The 19,088-nt window shown below is 71.8% G+C and carries 19 protein-coding genes and 2 pseudogenes; 9 read left to right on the top strand and 12 right to left on the bottom strand.

What is annotated here, in order from left to right; translation table 11 throughout:
• The first annotated feature begins 40 nt into the window (after window positions 1-40).
• Both LE548_RS22035 and LE548_RS22030 read left to right on the top strand, forming a co-directional pair.
• Window positions 41-760, top strand: a complete 720-nt coding sequence (locus tag LE548_RS22035) for a DUF1707 domain-containing protein (protein WP_225098642.1) — start codon at window positions 41-43, stop codon at window positions 758-760.
• Between the two features lie 174 nt (window positions 761-934).
• The gene (locus LE548_RS22030) at window positions 935-1,312 is read left to right on the top strand and encodes a WhiB family transcriptional regulator (RefSeq protein WP_225098641.1); all 378 of its coding nucleotides are present in this window, start codon (window positions 935-937) and stop codon (window positions 1,310-1,312) included.
• A 156-nt stretch (window positions 1,313-1,468) separates the two neighbouring features.
• On the opposite strand, the gene glpX is transcribed toward LE548_RS22030, so the two are convergent.
• Complete coding sequence (gene glpX, locus LE548_RS22025) at window positions 1,469-2,503, bottom strand: class II fructose-bisphosphatase (RefSeq protein WP_225098640.1); 1,035 nt, start codon at window positions 2,501-2,503, stop codon at window positions 1,469-1,471.
• A gap of 127 nt (window positions 2,504-2,630) precedes the next feature.
• On the opposite strand from glpX, the gene LE548_RS22020 reads away from it, so the two are divergent.
• Window positions 2,631-3,158 (top strand): DUF4245 domain-containing protein, encoded by a 528-nt coding sequence (locus tag LE548_RS22020; protein ID WP_225098639.1) that lies wholly within the window; start codon window positions 2,631-2,633, stop codon window positions 3,156-3,158.
• Window positions 3,159-3,227: 69 nt separating this feature from the next.
• On the opposite strand, the gene LE548_RS22015 is transcribed toward LE548_RS22020, so the two are convergent.
• From LE548_RS22015 to LE548_RS22000, 4 genes and pseudogenes are all read right to left on the bottom strand, one after another.
• Window positions 3,228-3,818 (bottom strand): malonic semialdehyde reductase, encoded by a 591-nt coding sequence (locus tag LE548_RS22015; RefSeq protein ID WP_225098638.1) that lies wholly within the window; start codon window positions 3,816-3,818, stop codon window positions 3,228-3,230.
• Between the two features lie 137 nt (window positions 3,819-3,955).
• Window positions 3,956-4,180 carry an exodeoxyribonuclease VII small subunit gene (locus LE548_RS22010; protein ID WP_225098637.1) on the bottom strand — a complete coding sequence of 75 codons (225 nt, stop codon included), beginning with the start codon at window positions 4,178-4,180 and terminating at the stop codon, window positions 3,956-3,958.
• Window positions 4,177-5,385, bottom strand: a complete 1,209-nt coding sequence (gene xseA / locus LE548_RS22005) for an exodeoxyribonuclease VII large subunit (protein WP_225098636.1) — start codon at window positions 5,383-5,385, stop codon at window positions 4,177-4,179. The genes LE548_RS22010 and xseA overlap by 4 nt, the downstream gene beginning before the upstream one ends.
• 35 nt (window positions 5,386-5,420) lie before the next feature.
• A pseudogene (locus LE548_RS22000) lies at window positions 5,421-5,897 on the bottom strand (amino acid permease); the annotation flags it as partial.
• A 167-nt stretch (window positions 5,898-6,064) separates the two neighbouring features.
• On the opposite strand from LE548_RS22000, the gene LE548_RS21995 reads away from it, so the two are divergent.
• Window positions 6,065-7,081, top strand: a complete 1,017-nt coding sequence (locus LE548_RS21995; RefSeq protein ID WP_225098635.1) for a 4-hydroxy-3-methylbut-2-enyl diphosphate reductase — start codon at window positions 6,065-6,067, stop codon at window positions 7,079-7,081.
• Window positions 7,082-7,110: 29 nt separating this feature from the next.
• On the top strand, window positions 7,111-7,863 hold the full coding sequence (gene ppgK, locus LE548_RS21990; protein WP_225098634.1) for a polyphosphate--glucose phosphotransferase: 753 nt from the start codon (window positions 7,111-7,113) through the stop codon (window positions 7,861-7,863).
• 91 nt (window positions 7,864-7,954) lie between these two features.
• Here the strand turns inward: ppgK and LE548_RS21985 are convergent, their stop codons facing one another.
• Window positions 7,955-8,506 carry a DUF6542 domain-containing protein gene (locus LE548_RS21985; protein WP_374116152.1) on the bottom strand — a complete coding sequence of 184 codons (552 nt, stop codon included), beginning with the start codon at window positions 8,504-8,506 and terminating at the stop codon, window positions 7,955-7,957.
• 193 nt (window positions 8,507-8,699) lie between these two features.
• Between LE548_RS21985 and ychF the strand changes: the two genes are divergently transcribed.
• Window positions 8,700-9,788, top strand: coding sequence for a redox-regulated ATPase YchF (gene ychF / locus LE548_RS21980; protein ID WP_225098632.1), 1,089 nt, complete (start codon window positions 8,700-8,702; stop codon window positions 9,786-9,788).
• A gap of 133 nt (window positions 9,789-9,921) precedes the next feature.
• Here ychF and LE548_RS21975 read toward each other — a convergent pair whose 3' ends face one another.
• The 6 genes from LE548_RS21975 to LE548_RS21950 form a co-directional block, all read right to left on the bottom strand.
• Complete coding sequence (locus LE548_RS21975) at window positions 9,922-10,185, bottom strand: type II toxin-antitoxin system RelE/ParE family toxin (protein WP_225098631.1); 264 nt, start codon at window positions 10,183-10,185, stop codon at window positions 9,922-9,924.
• Window positions 10,178-10,447: a type II toxin-antitoxin system Phd/YefM family antitoxin gene (locus tag LE548_RS21970; protein WP_007266282.1), complete on the bottom strand. Its 270-nt coding sequence runs from the start codon at window positions 10,445-10,447 to the stop codon at window positions 10,178-10,180. The genes LE548_RS21975 and LE548_RS21970 overlap by 8 nt, the downstream gene beginning before the upstream one ends.
• 44 nt (window positions 10,448-10,491) lie before the next feature.
• On the bottom strand, window positions 10,492-11,775 hold the full coding sequence (locus tag LE548_RS21965) for an MFS transporter (RefSeq protein WP_225098630.1): 1,284 nt from the start codon (window positions 11,773-11,775) through the stop codon (window positions 10,492-10,494).
• Window positions 11,772-12,920, bottom strand: coding sequence for a GNAT family N-acetyltransferase (locus LE548_RS21960; RefSeq protein ID WP_225098629.1), 1,149 nt, complete (start codon window positions 12,918-12,920; stop codon window positions 11,772-11,774). Before LE548_RS21960 ends, LE548_RS21965 begins: the two co-directional genes overlap by 4 nt.
• 47 nt (window positions 12,921-12,967) lie before the next feature.
• Window positions 12,968-13,381 carry a hypothetical protein gene (locus LE548_RS21955; protein WP_225098628.1) on the bottom strand — a complete coding sequence of 138 codons (414 nt, stop codon included), beginning with the start codon at window positions 13,379-13,381 and terminating at the stop codon, window positions 12,968-12,970.
• Between the two features lie 83 nt (window positions 13,382-13,464).
• Complete coding sequence (locus tag LE548_RS21950; protein WP_225098627.1) at window positions 13,465-14,322, bottom strand: DMT family transporter; 858 nt, start codon at window positions 14,320-14,322, stop codon at window positions 13,465-13,467.
• Window positions 14,323-14,759: 437 nt separating this feature from the next.
• Between LE548_RS21950 and LE548_RS21945 the strand changes: the two genes are divergently transcribed.
• From LE548_RS21945 to speB, 3 genes and pseudogenes are all read left to right on the top strand, one after another.
• Window positions 14,760-16,481, top strand: a complete 1,722-nt coding sequence (locus LE548_RS21945; protein WP_225098626.1) for a thiamine pyrophosphate-binding protein — start codon at window positions 14,760-14,762, stop codon at window positions 16,479-16,481.
• 2 nt (window positions 16,482-16,483) lie between these two features.
• Window positions 16,484-18,088, top strand: coding sequence for an asparagine synthase C-terminal domain-containing protein (locus LE548_RS21940; protein WP_263636384.1), 1,605 nt, complete (start codon window positions 16,484-16,486; stop codon window positions 18,086-18,088).
• Window positions 18,085-19,047 (top strand): annotated as a pseudogene (gene speB / locus LE548_RS21935) (agmatinase); the annotation flags it as partial. The gene LE548_RS21940 and the pseudogene speB, both read left to right, overlap by 4 nt.
• Between the last annotated feature and the right edge of the window lie 41 nt (window positions 19,048-19,088).

The raw sequence follows: 19,088 nt of genomic DNA, 5'->3' as shown, positions 1-19,088 counted from the left end.
TCCCTAGTCGCGATCTATCGCGTTTCGGTACGCTGCTTCCGTGGACCTTCAGAAGCACACCGATGCGCCTGTCTCCGAGCTGCGTGCCTCGGACGCCGACCGTGACCGGGTCGCCGACATCCTCCGCGAGGCCCTCGCCGAGGGCCGGCTGACCGCCGACGAGCACGCCGAGCGTGTCGAGGGGGTGCTGCACGCCAAGACGGTGGGTGAGCTGGAGGCCTTCATCCGGGACCTGCCCGCCGCCCACCAGCAGCCGGCCGCCCCCGCCTACACGCCGGTCCCGCCCCGCCCCACCCCGGGCGCGATACCCCACGAGGCGGACGCCAACGTCGTGGCGGTCTTCAGCAGCGCCGTGCGCCGAGGCCGCTGGCGCGCGGGGCGCAGGCTGCATGCGTACTCGGTCTTCGGCAGCGTCGAGATCGACCTCAGCGAGGCGATCTTCGAGTATCAGCAGGTCGTGATCAAGGCCGTCTCGGTCTTCGGCGACGTCCAGATCCGCGTCCCGGAGAACGTGTCGCTGCGCGGCACCGGCGGCGGTGTCCTCGGCAGCTTCGAGGTGGACACGCTGGACTCGGTCGACGCCGACGCCCCCGTGGTCTACGTCGACGGCTGGGCCGTCCTCGGCAGCGTGGAGGCGCGGCCCCGGCGCGGCAAGCGCGTGGGCGACATCCTGGACCGGGTGCAGACCAAGGTCGACCGGAAGCTGGAGCGGGTCCAGGACAAGGTCGACAGGAAGCTGCGCAAACACCTGGGCCATTGACGGCCGCGCATCCGCCGCTGACCGGAAGGGGGCGGTCCTCCCGCACCGGGCGTCAGGGGGCGCGAACGAGCCGTCGCACGCCCGCGGTTGGGAACGCAGTGCATAGGCGCACGCACAGCGGGTAGGCCTTGCTGCATCGTCTCTCGCTCGCGAAGCCGTCGTCAGGAGTAGACCGTGCTGCAACCGCCGCATTCGTCCCTGCAGGTCGCTGCCGTTCCGGCCCAGCGGGTGCCAGCGCGAGACAGGGACCAAGACGCACCCTGGCACACCGAAGCGGTGTGCCGGCGCGACGAGGCCGGCCTGTTCTTCGCGCCGTCGAAAGAGCCGACCGCCGCCCGCCTGTCCCGCGAGGAGGCGGCCAAGCGTGTGTGTGCCCGCTGCCCGGTGATGGTCGAGTGCCGCGAACACGCCCTCCTCCAGCCCGAGCCCTACGGCGTCTGGGGCGGCCTCACGGCAGCGGAACGCCGCGTGGTCCTGGCGCGCCGCCGGCGCAGGGAGATGGAACTGAAGAAGGCGGCGAGGGCGGCGGCGGCGAACAGGATGGCGGGATAAGGGGCGCCCCCTCCGCACCGGGGGCGCGTGCCGACCCGAAGGGGGCGTGGGGCTGCATCGATGTGCGGCTCCGACGCGTGGGCGCGAGCAATCACGGATCACCCGCAGTCACCGGCGCCTCACGCGCCCCCTTCGAACAGGCGTACTCGGCCGGACCTACTTGGCCTTGTCGAAGTCGATCGCGCTGTACGCCCGCAGCTTGCTGAGCCGGTGCTCGGAGTCGATCCTGCGCACCGTTCCCGACTTCGACCGCATCACGATCGACTCGGTCAGCGCGGTCTCCGACCGGTACCGCACGCCCCGCAGCAGCTCACCGTCGGTGATACCGGTCGCGACGAAGAACACGTTCTCCCCGGACACCAGGTCGTCGGTCGTCAGAACGCGGTCCAGATCGTGCCCGGCATCGATGGCCCGCGCACGCTCCTCGTCGTCCTTCGGCCACAGTTTGCCCTGGATCGTCCCGCCCAGACACTTCACGGCGCAGGCCGAGATGATGCCCTCGGGCGTACCGCCGATGCCGAGCAGCAGATCCACGCCCGTGCCCTCGCGCAGCGCGTACACCGAGCCGGCGACGTCGCCGTCGGAGATCAGTTTGATGCGCGCGCCGGCGTCCCGGACCTCCTTGATCAGGCCCTCGTGCCGCGGCCGGTCGAGGATGACGACGGTGACGTCCTCCGGTGCGGACCGCTTGGCCTTGGCGATGCGCCGGATGTTCACGGCGACCGGCGCGTCGATGTCGACGAAGTCCGCGGCCTCGGGGCCGGTGACCAGCTTGTCCATGTAGAACACGGCGGACGGGTCGAACATCGCGCCGCGCTCGGCGGCGGCGAGGACGGCGATCGCGTTCGGCATGCCCTTGGCTGTCAGCGTCGTACCGTCGATCGGGTCGACCGCGATGTCGACCTCGGGCCCGGTGCCGTCGCCCACGTGCTCCCCGTTGAAGAGCATCGGGGCCTCGTCCTTCTCGCCCTCGCCGATGACGACCACGCCGTTCATCGACACGGTGGAGACGAGGGTCCGCATGGCGCGCACCGCGGCACCGTCGGCGCCGTTCTTGTCGCCGCGCCCCACCCAGCGGCCCGCGGCCATGGCGGCGGCCTCGGTCACCCGGACGAGTTCCAGGGCGAGGTTGCGGTCGGGAGCCTCGGAGGGAACATCGAGCTCGGACGGGAGGTGATGATTTTCGGTCATCGGAGCGCACCTTTCTGATACGACGACGGCCGGATGAGGGTGTTGGCCACGACTCTATCGTTAGGCAGACAAAATGAGCAGGGGACCCCACGGATGAGCGCTTGGGGCACCTGCGACGATAGAGGGCGTGGCAGGTTCCAACGGCAAGCAGAAGACGGCCCGGGACATGATTCTCTCCCTGGTCCTGATCGGTCTCGCGGCGGCGGTCGTCTACTTCCTCGCGATCCCGCACGACGATCACGCCCCCGACCTCAAGCGGGTCGACTACCGGGTCGAGCTGGTCACGGCCCGCCGCGCGGCGAGCTACCCGGTCGCGGCCCCCGAGGGCCTGCCGAGCGCGTGGAAGGCGACCTCGGTGACCTACGACGGCGCGAACAACGACCGCTGGCACCTGGGCTTCCAGACCCCGGACGGCCAGTACGTGCAGGTGGAGCAGTCCACGCAGAAGCCGGCCGACTTCATCGACGACGCCAGCCAGGGCGCCACGGCGACGGCGAAGAAGGAGTCGATCGACGGCCGCACCTGGACCCGCTACACCGGTGGCCGCTACGCCGCCCTCGTCCTGGACGGCACGCACGGCTCCACCACGGTGGTCGCGGGCACGGCGTCCTTCGACGACCTGGCGAAGATGGCGGCAGCGCTGAAGACCAAGTGACCCGCGCGTACGACCGTATGCCACAGGCCCCCGGCAGCGCCGGGGGTCTGTGGCATGTTCGGGGGTGGCTCAGACGGTCGTGATGACGTCCTCGTACGCCAGACGCGGCGAGCGCGGGTAGGAGGCGTTCTCGCCCGGCTTGCCGATGTTGACGATCATCAGCGGGGTGTGGTCGTCGTCCAGGAACTCCTTGCGGACGCCCTCGAAGTCGAAGCCGGTCATCGGGCCGGCGGCGAGGCCCGCGGCGCGGACGCCGACGATGAAGTAGGCGGCCTGGAGGGCGGCGTTGAGCGAGGCGGCGCTCTCGCGGGCCGGGCGCTCGGCGAAGAAGAGCTCCTTGGCCTGCGGGAAGGCCGGGAACAGGGTCGGCAGCTCCTCGTGGAACTCGTTGTCCGCGGAGAGGATGGCGACCAGCGGGGCGGTGGCCGTCTTGGGCTGGTTGCCCTCGGCCATGTGCTGCACCAGGCGCTCGCGGGCCTCGGGGGAGCGGACCAGGGTGATGCGCAGCGGGGTCTGGTTGAAGGCGGTGGGACCGTACTTGACCAGGTCGTAGATCGCCTGGACCTGCTCGTCGGTCACCGGCTCGTCGGTGAAGGTGTTCGCGGTGTGGGCCTCGCGGAACAGCAGGTCCTGGGCGGCCGGGTCAAGAACGAGAGACATGGGTGGACTTCCTCAGCGTGCGTGTGCGGTCCAGGGGGTGCCGGACCGGCTGACGGAAACCGACCATACGCCAGATGAGGTTTAACCTTCAACGAAAACTGGATTACGGTGATCCGCTTCACAGCACCCGGCTGCCGTTACTCGCCCTCTTCCCCGGACTCCTCCTCCGCGAGCGCCGCGTCCAGCCGGGCCCGCGCACCCTCCAGCCAGCGCCGGCACACCTTGGCCAGCTCCTCACCGCGCTCCCACAGCGCCAGGGACTCCTCCAGCGACGTACCGCCCGCCTCCAGGCGCCGTACGACCTCGATCAGCTCGTCCCGCGCCTGCTCGTAGGAGAGCGTCTCGTCCACCTTGCTCGTCATTCGCCCACCTTCACTGTGAATTCACCGTCGGCGACGCGCGCCCGCAGCGCCTCGCCCTGCGCGACCTCCTCCGGATCGCGCACCACGTGCCCGTCGGCCTTCTGCAGCACCGCGTACCCGCGCTTCAGCGTGGCCGCCGGGGAGAGGGCCACCACGCGCGCGTGCGTGTGCGTCAGCTCCGAGTCCGCGCGGTCCAGCAGATGCCCGAGGCAGCGCCGAGAACGCTCCACCAGCGAGGCCACGTGGTCCGCCCGCTCGTCGATCATCCGGTGCGGATCCTCTATCGCCGGCCGGGCCAGTGCGTGCGCCAGCCCCCGCTCCTCCCGGTCCAGATACGCGTGCACACACCGCCGGGCCCGGTCGCGCAGCATCCGCACCCGCGCCAGCTCCTCGCCCACGTCCGGTACGACCTTCTTGGCCGCGTCGGTGGGGGTGGAGGCTCTCAGGTCGGCCACGTAGTCCAGCAGCGGAGTGTCGGGTTCGTGCCCGATGGCCGAGACGACGGGCGTACGGCACTGAGCCACGGCCCGTACCAGCTGCTCGTCGGAGAACGGGAGCAGATCCTCCACGCTGCCGCCGCCCCGGGCGACGATGATCACGTCCACGTCGTCCATCGCGTCCAGCTCCTTCACCGCCTGCACGACCTGCGGGACGGCGTGCACGCCCTGCACGGGAACGTTGCGCACCTCGAAGCGGACGGCGGGCCAGCGGTGCCGGGCGTTCTCCAGCACGTCCCGCTCCGCGGCCGAGGCCCGCCCGCACACCAGGCCGATCAGCTGCGGCAGGAACGGCAGCGGCTTCTTGCGCTCCGCCGCGAACAGCCCCTCGGCACCGAGCGCCTTCTTCAGCTGCTCCAGCCGGGCCAGCAGCTCCCCGACGCCGACGGGCCTCATCTCGGCAGCCCGCAGCGACAGCTGGCCGCGCGGGGCGTACCACTCCGGCTTGGCCAGGACCACGACCCGCGCCCCCTCGCCGACGACATCGGCGACGGCGTCGAACACCTGCCGATAACAGGTCACGCTCACGGAGATGTCGTGCGACGGGTCGCGCAGCGTCAGGAACACGACCCCGGCACCGGGCCGCCGCGACAACTGCGTGATCTGCCCCTCGACCCACACCGCCCCGAGCCGGTCGATCCAGCCCCCGATCAGCCGGGAGACCTCACCGACGGGGAGGGGAGCTTCGGGAGAGGTGTTCACAGCCATGCGGTCGAGAGTAACGGGGAGTACTGACAGGGGGGCTACGGCAACTCCTCGGCGACCCCAGTCCGCCCCCGCTGCCCCACCAGCACCAGCACCCCGATCGCCAGCCACACCGCCCCCACCACCTGCGCCACCCCGCTCGCCGCCACGATCACCGCCCCCGTGATCGCCGCCCCGAGCACCGGCACCAGCACATGCCGCCACCAGCTCGGCCGCTGCCCGGCCCCGCGCCGCCGTACCGCGAAACAGCCCACCACGCTCGCGTGCAGCAGCGCGAAGGCCGTCAGGGCGCCGATGTCGACCACGGAGACCAGTTTGTCCAGCCCGTCGTCGCGCCGTGCCGCCCATCCCGCCGCGAGGAGCGTGATCACCGCGGCGCACAGCAGGGCGACCCGCGGTACACCCGCCTCCGTGCGCGACAACGCGCGCGGGAGCCGTCGGTCGCGTCTCATCGCGAACAGCAGCCGTCCCGCCGCGGCCTGCCCCGCCAGCGCCGCGAACGCCGCGCCGATCGCCATCGGGGCGATGAACAGCAGCCCGTAGACCACCAGGTCCCTGAAGCCCAGGCTGCGCCGCAGCCGGTGCTGTGCGCCGGTCGTGGAAGCCGCCGTACCGGTGTCGGACATGGCAACCAGTCTTCCCCGCACCACGCCTTCGAACGCGGTCGGACACGGGCTCTACGATGGGGCACATGACCTCTTCGACTGGCCGCCGTGTCCTGCTCGCCGCCCCCCGTGGCTACTGCGCGGGTGTGGACCGCGCCGTGATCGCCGTCGAGAAGGCCCTCGAACAGTACGGGGCCCCGATCTATGTCCGGCACGAGATCGTCCACAACAAGTACGTCGTGCAGACCCTGGAGAAGAAGGGCGCGATCTTCGTCGAGCGGACGGAGGAGGTGCCGCCCGGCAACATCGTGATGTTCTCCGCGCACGGCGTCGCCCCGGTCGTGCACGAGGAGGCCGAACGGGGCCGGCTCGCCACCATCGACGCCACCTGCCCCCTGGTCACCAAGGTCCACAAGGAGGCCGTCCGCTACGCCAAGGAGGACTACGACATCCTCCTGATCGGGCACGAGGGCCATGAGGAGGTCATCGGCACCTCCGGCGAGGCCCCCGACCACATCCAGCTCGTCGACGGCCCGGGCGACGTCGCCAAGGTCGAGGTCCGCGACCCGTCGAAGGTCGTCTGGCTGTCCCAGACCACCCTCTCCGTGGATGAGACGATGGAGACCGTCGACGCCCTGAAGACGAAGTTCCCCGGCCTGGTCTCCCCGCCCAGCGACGACATCTGCTACGCCACGCAGAACCGGCAGCTCGCCGTGAAGCAGATGGGCGCCGAGGCCGAGCTGGTCGTCGTCGTCGGCTCGCGCAACTCCTCCAACTCCAAGCGGCTGGTCGAGGTCGCCAAGCTGGCCGGCGCCCGCGAGGCCTACCTGGTGGACTTCGCCGACGAGATCGACGAGGCCTGGCTTCAGGGCGTGACGACCGTCGGCGTCACCTCCGGCGCCTCCGTCCCCGAGATCCTGGTCGAGCAGGTCCTTCAGTGGCTCGCCGAGCGGGGCTACGGGGACGTGGAGCTGGTCAGGGCGGCCGAGGAGTCCATCACCTTCTCGCTGCCCAAGGAACTCCGCCGTGACCTGCGCGAAGAGGCGGCCACGCTGGTCGCCGAGCGCGGCGGGAGCGGTGCCGCCGAGGCGTGACTGTCAGTGGTCCGTCGTAACGTGGTGCCATGCAGATCTTCGGCGTGGACATCGGCGGATCAGGGATCAAGGGCGCCCCTGTGGACCTGGACAAGGGCGACCTGGCCCAGGAGCGCTGCAAGGTGCTCACCCCGCACCCGGCGACGCCGGACAGCGTCGCCGACGGGGTCAAGCAGGTCGTGGACCATTTCGGCTGGACGGGCCCGGTCGGCCTGACCTTCCCCGGAGTGATCACGGGCGGCGCCATGGTCCGTACGGCGGCGAACGTCGACAAGAGCTGGATCGACACGGACGCGGGCGCGCTGTTCGGCGGCCGGCTCGGCGGGCTGCCGGTGACGGTGGTCAACGACGCGGACGCTGCGGGCGTCGCCGAGATGCGCTTCGGCGCCGGCCGCGACCGGACGGGCACGGTCATCCTGCTCACCTTCGGCACCGGCATCGGCAGCGCCGTCTTCGTCGACGGCGTCCTCGTGCCGAACACGGAGCTGGGCCACCTGGAGCTGCACGGCCACGACGCCGAGAAGCGCGCCTCCAGCAAGGCCAAGGAGGACGGCGAGCTGAGCTGGGAGCAGTGGGCGCACCGCGTCCAGAAGTACCTGGCGCATGTGGAGATGCTCTTCTCGCCCGAGCTGTTCATCATCGGCGGCGGGGTCAGCCGCAAGGCGGACAAGTTCCTGCACCTCATCGAGGGCGTCAGAGCCGAGATCGTCCCCGCGCAGCTGCAGAACAACGCGGGGATCGTGGGCGCGGCGATGAGAGCGGCCGAGCAGCAGCACCGGTAGGAGAAGCGGCGGGTACCGGGTACGGCGGGTATCGCGCACCGCGGGTATCGGGCACGGCGGGTGTCGGGCACGGCGGGTACCGGTACGGCGTTCAGGTACGGCGCCGGCGCCGCCGTACCCACCGCACCCGCCGGACGAGCACGATCACGCAGGCGACGAGCGTCCCGCCGTACAGCCAGCCGGCCTGTGTGGCGAGCCCGGTGAACACGCCCATCAGGCGGGAGAGCAGCCCCGCCTTGCCGTCGGCGACGGGGAGCAGCCCGAGGGCGAACGCGATCGGCAGGATCACGGGGGCGGTCAGCAGATCACTGTCACGCACCCATAGTGCGGTCAGGACGCACACCGGCAGGAACAGCACGCCGTACACCGGCATGGACGCGCCGAACAGCAGCTCGTCCAGGCAGCCGAGCAGGAACATCACGACGAGGCAGAAGAGCCCGCTGCCGAGTCCGGTGAGCCGGGGGCCCGGCAGCCGCCCCGCGGGCGGCGCCGGCCGGGCGACCCGTACCTGCCGTACCTGCCGTACCTGCCGCGGATCTGCCCCTGAGGCCGGCCGGCGGCGGGCCTGCGGGGGCAGCTGCGCGGGCGGTGGCATGCCGCGTCGCGGTCCGTCGTTCGGGGGTCGCGTTCTGTGTTGCTCCACTGGACCAACTTAGGTCTGTTTATGTGCCGAATCGCCCATCAGACACGCCGGTGAATAGAGCTTGGCCGGGCGTTCGAAGCTCCCGCGAGGCCGTCGCCGTGGACGCCGTAAACTGGGGGATCGGCCAGTGTCAGTCTCTGGCCCCTGGCACCTCCGGCCCACTCATCGCCCACTCACTACGGGAAGTCGCAACGTGTCGCTCACGATCGGAATCGTCGGCCTGCCCAACGTCGGCAAGTCGACCCTGTTCAACGCCCTGACCAAGAACGACGTGCTCGCGGCCAACTACCCGTTCGCCACGATCGAGCCGAACGTGGGCGTGGTAGGCGTCCCCGACGCCCGCCTCGCGCAGCTGGCGTCGATCTTCGGCTCCCAGCGCATCCTTCCGGCCACGGTCGACTTCGTCGACATCGCCGGCATCGTGCGCGGCGCCTCCGAGGGCGAGGGCCTCGGCAACAAGTTCCTCGCGAACATCCGCGAGTCCGACGCGATCTGCCAGGTCATCCGCGCCTTCAAGGACGAGAACGTCGTCCACGTCGACGGCAAGGTCTCGCCGAAGGACGACATCGAGACGATCAACACCGAGCTGATCCTGGCCGACCTCCAGACGATCGAGAAGGTCCTTCCCCGGCTCCAGAAGGAGTCGCGGATCAAGAAGGACGTCGCACCGAAGGTCAAGGCGGTCGAGGAGGCCAAGGAGATCCTGGAGAAGGGCGACACCCTCTTCTCCCAGGGCATCGTCCAGGGCTCGGAGCGCGCGGAACCCCTCCACGACCTGCACCTGCTCACCACGAAGCCCTTCCTCTACGTCTTCAACGTCGACGAGGACGAGCTGACCGACGACGCCTTCAAGGACGAGCAGCGCACCCTGGTCGCCCCCGCCGAGGCGATCTTCCTCAACGCCAAGCTGGAGGCCGACCTCGCCGAGCTGGACGAGGAGGAGGCCCTCGAACTCCTCCAGTCCGTCGGCCAGGACGAACCGGGCCTCGCCACCCTCGCCCGCGTCGGCTTCGACACCCTCGGCCTGCAGACCTACCTCACGGCCGGCCCCAAGGAGTCCCGCGCCTGGACGATCAAGAAGGGCGCCACGGCCCCCGAGGCGGCCGGCGTGATCCACACCGACTTCCAGAAGGGCTTCATCAAGGCCGAGGTCATCTCCTTCACCGACCTGCTCGACACAGGCTCGGTCGCCGAGGCCCGCGCCAAGGGCAAGGCGCGTATGGAGGGCAAGGAGTACGTCATGCAGGACGGGGATGTGGTGGAGTTCCGGTTCAACGTGTAGCCGTGCGCATACTGCACGTTATGTGACTGGTCAAGGGTGCAGTTCAGAAGGGGTCGGACTCTGTCGAGTCCGACCCCTTCGTCGTCACCGTGCTGGATGCGTGCTGGATATGCTGACGCAGGGTCAGTGGCGGTCAGGTCCCGTAAACGGTGGATCGATGTCCCACGTGAACGACCCAGACCACCAGCTCCCCGTTGTCAATCGTGTAGACGACGCGATAGTCGCCGACCCGCAGTCGGCGACGTTCGGGTTGGGAGACAAGCGCGGTGGTGTTGAAGCCGAGAGGGTCGGTCTCCAGCTCGGTCAGCTTTGCCAGGATGCGCAGTGCCATCTCGCGAGGAATCTTCCGGAGTTCGGCCTGCGCCTCGGTGCGGAAGACGGCTCGGTACTCACTCACTGCGCGCCAGCGTCTCCCTCATGATGTCCTCGATCGGGATGCCGGGTGCCGGGTTGGCCATGCGCTCGTCGATGATCCGGTTGATCTCGCGCTCTTCCCACTCCTGGTACTTGCGCAGCACCTCGATGGAGACGACGGCGGCGACTTCCTTGCCGCGGCGCGTAATCACCGTGGGCACGTCGTCGCGGTCGGCGCGCTCCACGACCTCCGCCAAGTGTGCACGCACGTCGCGGATGGACTCTATGGGCAGTGGCTGCGTCATGCGCTCAAGCGTACCGAGTGTCCTATGTGTACACAATGGACGGCTCATGGCTGCCCTGCGGTGCTGGGTGAACCGTCGCCGTGCTCGCCGGCGGCCTCGGGCTCGGTCGGCCGGCCCACCCGGTGGGTGAGCAGGGCGGCGACGACGCTCAGGGCGGCCAGGGTCCACCACAGGACGGGGGACCGGGTGCCCGGGAGGCTGGTCGCGAGCAGCGGGGCGAGGGCGGTGGCGGCTCCGACGAGGAGCTGGTTGACGGCCAGGTAGGAGCCGCGTTCCGGCTCCGGTGGCAGACCGGTCAGCAGGATGAGCGAGGCCTGGGACACGGCCAGCTCCCCGAGGGTGTAGACCGTCATGCCGGCCATGAGGACGGCGACGGCGACCGCGGAGGACAGGCTCCGGGCCAGCACCGCGCAGGCGTAGAGCATGAGGTAGCCCAGCCCGCCGAGGGCGAGGACGGCACCCGGCCGGAACCGGTCCAGCGCGCGGCCGACCGGCAGTTGCAGCAGTGTGAGCAGCACGGTGTTGACGGCGAACAGCGCGCCCACCGTCCAGTGGGGCAGCGCCAGTTGCCGCAGGACGAACACCGGCAGCCCGCTCTCCACGGCGAGGGCGGCAGCCCACAGCAGGGCGTTCGCCGCGGCGACCCGGACGAAGGCCCGGTGCCGCCAGGGCCGGTGCGCGCCGCGCAACGACCGGGCGCCGCCGGCCGGGGCCCCGGGCGCCGTGGCCGGCAGACCGAGGCACAGGACGGCGGCCAGCACGAAGCTCGCCGCGTTCACCAGCCCGAGCACGACGAACCCCGAGTCGCTGTCGGCCACGAACACCCCGGCGAGCAGGGCACCGAGCCCCATGCCCGCGTTGAACGTCACCCGGGACAGGGCCAGCCACCGGCTGCTCTGCCCCTCGGGGGCCAGCCGGACAGCGAGCAGGGGAGCGGCGACCTGCTCGGCGCGGTTGCCCAGGGCGAGCGCCGTACCGCCGAGGAGGAGGGGCCACAGCCCCGGCACGGAGATGAAGAAGACGAACGACGCGGCCCGCAGGGCGGAGGCCGCGGCGAGCATCGCCCGGGGACCCCACCGGTCGGTGAGCCGGCCGACCAGGAACAGCCCCGGCAGCGCCAGGAGCGTGGTGACGGTCAGGGCCGCGCCCACCGTGCCCAGCGGCTCCCGCGACAGCGAGGCGAAGAAGAGCAGCGAGAACGGATAGAAGAAGCCGGTGCCGAGGGCGTTGACGAACCCGGACGCGCCGAACCGTACGACCCCGCGCCCGCCGGGCAGGATCCCGGCGCGCGTGCCGGTGCCCCGCGCCGGGGTGGCGGACGCGGTCATCCGGGCTCCCCCAGGCGCAGCACCCGGCCGTGCTGGTCGGCGGCCACGCACCCCCGGGACCGCTTGGTGTCCGTGCTCCCCAGGCCGTAGTGGAGGGCCGACACCCCGGCCGCGGCGGCCTCCTCCAGGAGCCGGTAATACACCAGCTCGAAGTAGAGCGGCAGCCCCGAACTCCGCTGGTAGGCGTAGTCGTAGCCGGTCTGGCGCGCGTACCAGTCGGTGCCGTGCCGCAGGATCAGGGCGAAGCCGCGGATCTCCCCGTCCGCGCGGGCCACCATCGCGAAGGCGTCGTCGCCGAAGAGGTCGCGCACCTGGTGCAGCAGCGGCAGCGACTGGTCCGGCGCCCAGCCGATGCCGTACTTGCGCAGCAGTTCGGCCTCCAGCGCGGCGAACCGGGCGAGGTCCGCACCGGCGAGGGGTTCCAGGGTCGTACGCACGTCCGCGGCCCGGATCCGGCGCCGCTCGGCGGCCACGGACACCCGGCGCTTGCGCGGCAGCGCGGCGAGATAGCCCTCGTAGCCGTCCTCGGGCACCCGCAGCGTGCTGTACTGGCCGGACGTGAAGCTCTCATAGCCCCGGGCTGTCAGCAGCTCCCCCAGGTGCCGGTCGGATTCCGCCGTGTCGCCCAGGTACAGGAAGCACACACTGGCCGCGCCCGCCCGGCGTGCCAGGGTCTCGGCGGCCGCCACCAGCCGGGCCACGTCGTCCTCGGTGGCCGAAGGGCCGCACAGCAGACGGGTGTTGCCGAGGTGGCGGCCGCCCGCCAGCAGCGCGGGCATGAGCGCGGCCGTCGGATCGGCGCCGAGCCCGGCGCGGAACGTGGCCGCCCCCGGCAGACCGGCCTGCGCGCTGTTGCCCAGTACGACGTCCGGGCGGCCCAGCGCCCAGGGAACCGACGAGGTGGCCAGGGCAGTGGCCAGCGCCGCCACGGGCGCCCCGTCCCGCTCGGTCCACAGGTACGTCATGGGGACGCCCGCCGTGGCCTCCGCGACATCGAGCCACCGGCAGGTGAGGAAGAGATCACCGGGGCCGGCCAGGGCGTCCCAGCCCCCGCGGGGCAGGTTCGCGGCGCGGTCGGCCGCGTGGACGCCGTTCGGCAGACCCCGGTCCCGCTCCTGCGGACGGTCCTGCGGACGGGTGGGCATCGAGGCTCCTCGGAGATGTGATCGGCGTCGGCCGCGCGGTCGTGCCGTCAGTCGGTCGGTGTCGGTGTCGGTGTCGGTGAGGCGGGGGCGTGGCGGCGGACGCCGCTGCGGTGCTCCCATTGCTCGACGATGACCTCCAGGTCGCCGAGGGTGAAGCCGGCGGCGGTCATCTCCCGTGTCTTCGCCTCGCCCACCAGCGCCTGAAAGGCCGTCAGCAGATCGGTGCCGTCGTGCAGCCGCTGCCACACGGCGAGGGGCACCGAGCGCGGGGACGGCAGGGTGAAGGTCACGTTCTTCAGCTCGTAGCGGAAGGGGCCCGACAGTGAGCGGGCGTGCCGGCGGGCGTACGCGTCCAGGGACAGGGCGCCGTCCCCGGTCACCCCCGTGCTGCGCGGTCGGCACGTGGTGCAGGGTGCGTACGCCGGGCTCGGCTGAGGGGCTATCGGATCGCTGGCGGGCATACGGGCTCCCGAGGGTCACGAGTCGAGTGGGTCTGCCGTGCGGTGCAGGTGCCGTGTGCCGGTGGAAGAACGGGCGGGCGGGATCAGCCCCAGGCGAGCAGCAGGACGCTGCCCACCGCCAGGACCACCCCGACGTGCTGGATGCCGCGGATGCGTTCCTTGAGCACGAAGCGGGCCAGCAGCACCGTGCTGATGGGGTAGAGCGAGGCGAGCAGTCCGACGACGGCGAGGCTGCCGTCCCGGACGGCGACGAGGTAGAGGATGCTCGACCCCATGTCGAGCACCCCGGAGAGCAGGGCGAGCCTGCGGGGCTGACCGGACAGGCGCAGTGGGGTGCGCCGGACCAGGCTCAGGCCCAGCAGCAGGGTCAGGGACGCGCAGCGGGCCCACACCAGCGGCCACAGGCTGGTGTCGCTCGGCGTGCGGGCCAGAAAGACGAAGAACAGGCCGAACCCGGCACCGGCCGTCAGCGCCATCCCGAGGGTGCGCAGCGCCTTGCGCCGGTCGCCGGAGGCCCCGGTGCCGTCCCCGCCGTCGCCGTTCAGCGACACCAGCAGCACCGACCCCAGGGCGCACAGCACACCGACCACGGCGAGGGCGGTGAGCCGGTCGCCCAGCAGCACCCCGGCTATCACCGGCAGCGCGGCCGCGGCGGCCGCCGTGGTGGGGGCGACCAGGCTCATCACGCCGTTGGCCAGCGCGTGGTACAGCAGTACGGCGCCGAGGCTGCCGCACAGTCCGGCCAGTCCGCCCCAGGCCACCTCCGACCAGCCGGTGCCGCCGCGCGAGAGGAATCCGGCGAAGGCGAGCGCGGTCACCAGCCCGGCGGTGTTCGACCAGCAGACGACCACGAAGGCGCGGGCGCGCTTGGTCGCCAGGCCACCGACGAAGTCGGCGGAGCCCAGCACCATCGCCGAGGTGAGGGCCAGGAAGAGATGCATGAGGAACTCCGGGTGACGAACGGCACAGAAGTCTATGAGACTGTACTTGAAAGTCTATTGCACAGTACTCCGCTTCGTCGTCGGTGTGCAGTCGTCCGACGACCTCCCAGGGCTCCTCCGCCGGCGCTGCACCGATCCTCGACGGGCTCCGCGCGGGGTGTCCACCGCCCTCCGGTGGCCGTCACCTGCCGTGTCCGGCATCGGACACGGGGCCGCGCACGGGCCGTCGCTGACCGGATGGGGACGCGTCCCCACCCGGTCACCGGGGCGCGGTGGACGCGGTCCCTCCGCGGCCGGTTGAGTCGAAGCCCCGGCCCGTTCTGCCAGTGGACGCAAGGGAGTTCGGGGAGTCCGGAGACCGAAGCGATCCGAAGAGATCCAAAGCGATCCGAAGAGATCCGAAGCGATTCGAAGAGATTCGAGGAGAGGGGATTCTCATGTCCCGTGTGTCGACCGGCCCGTCGGAGCACACCACCGCGGCCGCGCTGCTGCTCCAGCGGCTGCGCGCCCACGGCGTGGAGAAGGTCTTCGGCGTCGTCGGCCGCGAAGCCGCGTCGGTGCTGTTCGACGAGGTGGACGGGCTCGACTTCGTGCTGACCCGGCACGAGTTCACCGCCGGCGTCATGGCGGACGTCCTGGCCCGGCTCACCGGCCGGCCGCAGGCCTGCTTCGCCACCCTGGGCCCCGGCATGACCAACCTGTCGACCGGCGTGGCGACTTCGGCGCTGGACCGCAGCCCCGTGATCGCGCTGGCCGCCCAGTCGGAGTCGTACGACATCTTCCCGGTGGACACCCACCAGTGCCTGGACAGCGTCTCGGTCATGCGGCCCATGACCAAGTACGCGACCGAGCTGGCGCGGCCCGCCGACATCACGGACCTGGTCGACTCCGCGGTCACCGCGAGCACCGCCGAGCCGGTCGGGCCGAGCTTCATCAGCCTGCCCGTCGATCTCCTCGGCGCGGGTGTGCCGGGGGCCGAGGAGACCCCGGCGCCGCCCGCCCGCCGGCCCCGCAAGCCGGTGGCCGCCGTGGACGCCGACTGGCGCGACCGCCTCACCGAGGTCGCAGGCCTGCTGGCGAACGCCGAGCACCCCGTGCTCGTCGTCGGCGCGTCCGCGATCCGCTCCGGCGCCGTGGCCGCCCTGCGCGCCCTGGTGGAGCGGCTGAACATCCCGGTCATCACCACCTACATCGCCAAGGGGGTGCTGCCGCACGGACACCCGCTCGCCTACGGCGCGGTCACCGGCTACATGGACGGGATCCTGGGCTTCCCGGCGCTGGAGACCCTGTTCGGGCCGAGCGACCTCGTCCTCTGCCTCGGCTACGACTACGCCGAGGACCTGCGTCCCTCCATGTGGGCCCACGGCCGGCCGAAGAAGGTCGTCCGGGTCGCCCCGACCACCAACCCCGTGCCCCGTGTGTTCCGTCCCGACATCGACGTGGTGGCCGACGTCCTCGCCTTCACCGAGGCCCTGGACGCCGCCACCGCCGCTCTCGCGCCGAAGACCGCGCACGACGTCTCCGCACTGCGCGCGCGCATCGCCGAGTTCCTCGCCGACCCGCGCGAGTACGAGGACGGCATGCGTGTCCACCAGGTCATCGACTCCATGAACACGGTCATGGCCGAGACCGCGGGAGCCGGTCGCGGCACGATCGTCAGCGACATCGGCTTCTTCCGCCACTACGGCGTCCTGTTCGCCCGCGCCGACCAGCCGTACGGCTTCCTGACCTCCGCCGGATGCAGCAGCTTCGGCTACGGGCTGCCCGCGGCGATGGGCGCCCAGCTGGCCCGGCCCGACGAGCCGGTCTTCCTGATCGCCGGCGACGGCGGCTTCCATTCCAACAGCGCCGACCTGGAGACCATGGCCCGGCTGAACCTGCCGATCGTCACCGTGGTCGTCAACAACGACACCAACGGCCTGATCGAGCTGTACCAGAACCTGGGCCACCGCCGCTCCCACGACCCGGCGATCCGCTTCAGCTCCGTCGACTTCGTCCAGCTCGCGCAGGCCAACGGCGTCGACGCGGTACGGGCCGACGACCGGGCCGCGCTGACGGCCGCCCTGCGCAAGGGAGCCGGGCTCGGCCGGCCGTTCCTCATCGAGACCCGGATCGCCTACGACTTCCAGCCGGGCGGCTTCGACGCCCTGAGCATCTGATCATGCCCGGACATCTCCCTGACGCGACGGGCTTCGCACTGACGGCGACACCGGCCGGCAGCGCCGCCGAGCGGCCCGGCACCGCTCGCTTCGCGACGGCGGGCCCGATCACGGCAGTCACTCTGCGCGCGGGCGACTGGCGCTGGACCGGCTCCCTCGTCAGCCCGGCCGGTGCGAGCCCCCTCCCCGGTGTCGCCACCGACGGTCCCACCACCGTCCTGCTCGCCGGAGAGCTGTACAACCAGGACGAGCTGATCCGGGCCGTCGGCGACCCGGGGCTCGCGGACGCGGGCGACGCCTGGCTGCTGCTCGCCTGCCTGCGGCGCTACGGCCCGCACGCCTTCCGGCTGGTCAACGGCCGGTTCGCGGCGCTGGCCGCCGACGGCGGCGTCCTCGTGGCGGCCACCGACCACTGCGGCGGCGTCCCCCTGTACCTGGCCGTGGACGCGGCCGGGGTGTCCGTGGCCACCGAGGCCAAGGCCCTGCCGGCCGTGGCCGACGGTCCGCACGGGCAGCCCGTCACCGGTCTGCGCCCCCTGCGCGCAGCCGGCGCGGTGCATCAGGTCCCGGCGGGCGCCGCGGTCGTGGTCGAGGCCGCCGCGGGGCGCCCGCGGACCCGGCTGCTGCGCACCTGGACCCCGCCGCTGCACCGTCGGCACCTGCCGGAGGAGGACGCGCTGCGCGAGGTGCGCGGGGCGCTGGACCGGGCCGTGCGCAGCAGGCTGCGCACGGGCCCGGCGCCCACCGCCGTCCTCTCCGGCGGCATCGACTCCAGCGCGGTGGCCGCCCTGACCGCGTCGGCGTGTCCGGGACTGCGCACCGTGTCCATGGGCACGGACCTGCGGGACGAGTTCCGCGAGGCCCGGCTGGTGGCGGACCACCTGGCCCGCGCCCACCCCGGCCCGGCGGCCACCGGCGGCCACACCGAGATCCGCATCGACACCGCGGACCTGCTGGCCGAACTGCCCTGGACCGTCTGGGCGTCCGAGTGCACCGACCCGGACGTCGTCGAGTATCTGCTGCCGCTCGCCGCGCTGTACCGGCGGCTGCCGGCGGACCGGCCGCTGCGCATCCTCACCGGCTACGGCGCGGACATCCCGCTCGGCGGTATGCACCGCGAAGCGGACCGGCTGGCCGCGCTGGACGACGCGGTGGCGTACGACATGGAGACCTTCGACGGGCTCAACGAGATGTCCCCGGTGCTGTCCGGGGCGGCCGGCCACTGGACCACCCACCCCTACTGGGACCGTGATCTGCTCGAACGCCTCCTCACCCTGGAGGCGGGCCTGAAACGCCGGCACGGCCGCGACAAATGGGTGCTGCGCGAGGCGGTCGCCGACCTGCTGCCCGCCGAGACCGTACGGCGGCCCAAGCTCGGCGTGCACGAGGGCTCCGGGACGACCAGCTCGTTCACCCTGCGCCTGCGTGAACACGGCGTCCCGGACGAGCGGATCGACGCGGCCAAGGGCGCGGTGGTGCGCCGGCTGTACGACCGGCTGGTGGCCGGCGGCGCCCACCCGGACGAGATCGACCTCGGCCACGAGACGAAGGCCGCGCTCGACGGACCGGACGCATCCGGTACCGAAGGAGGAACACGAGGCACATGAGCAGTCCGCACACCTCCGGATCCCGGTCCGGGCCCGTCGAGCGGGTCCGGACCACCCGCTCGCCCCGGTACGCGCAGCTCGCCACCTTCATGCGGCTGCCCCATGTGCCGGACCCGGTCGGCCGGGACGTCGTCGTCATCGGCGCGCCGTACGACGGCGGGACCAGCTACCGGCCCGGCGCCCGCTTCGGCCCGCGCGCCATCCGCGCCGAGTCGGGGCTCATCCATGGCACCGGCATCGACCGGGGCCCCGGCACCTTCGAACTGATCGACGTGGTCGACGCCGGCGACATCGATCTGTCGCCGTTCTCCATGGACCTCGCGATGGACACCGCGACGGACGCGCTCTCCCGGCTCGTCCAGGACAACGGCGCGTTCCTGATGCTGGGCGGCGACCACTCGCTGACCCTCGCGGCACTGCGCGCGGTGCACGCCCGGCACGGCCGGGTGGCGGTCCTCCACCTCGACGCGCACAGCGACACCTTCCCCCCGGTCTACGGCGGCACCTACCACCACGGCACCCCGTTCCGGCACGCCATCGAGGAGGGGCTCGTCGACCCGGCCGCCCTGGTCCAGGTCGGCATCCGCGGCCACAACCCGGCCCCCGACTCGCTGGACTACGCACGCGGGCACGGGGTCACGATCGTCACCGCCGACGACTTCGCCGAGCGGGGACCGGCCGCCGTCGCGGCGCTCGTCCGGGAGCGGACCGCCGGCCTGCCGCTGTACGTGTCTGTGGACATCGACGTGGTCGACCCCGCCTTCGCACCGGGCACCGGCACCCCGGCACCCGGCGGCCCCACCTCCCGCGAGGTGCTCGCCCTGCTGCGGACGGTCGGCGACCTCGATCCCGTCGGCTTCGACATCGTCGAGGTGAGCCCGCCCTTCGACCACGGCGGCATCACCTCCCTGCTCGCCACCGAGATCGGTGCCGAGCTGCTCCACCAGTACGCCAGATCCCGCGGTGCCGCCGCCCCCGCGAGGGCGGCCGGCCGCGACCG

Origin of the sequence: Streptomyces sp. CoH27, from assembly GCF_020181035.1 — a bacterium.
Lineage (GTDB): Bacteria > Actinomycetota > Actinomycetes > Streptomycetales > Streptomycetaceae > Streptomyces > Streptomyces camelliae.
This window is presented reverse-complemented; position numbering and strand designations above follow the sequence as displayed.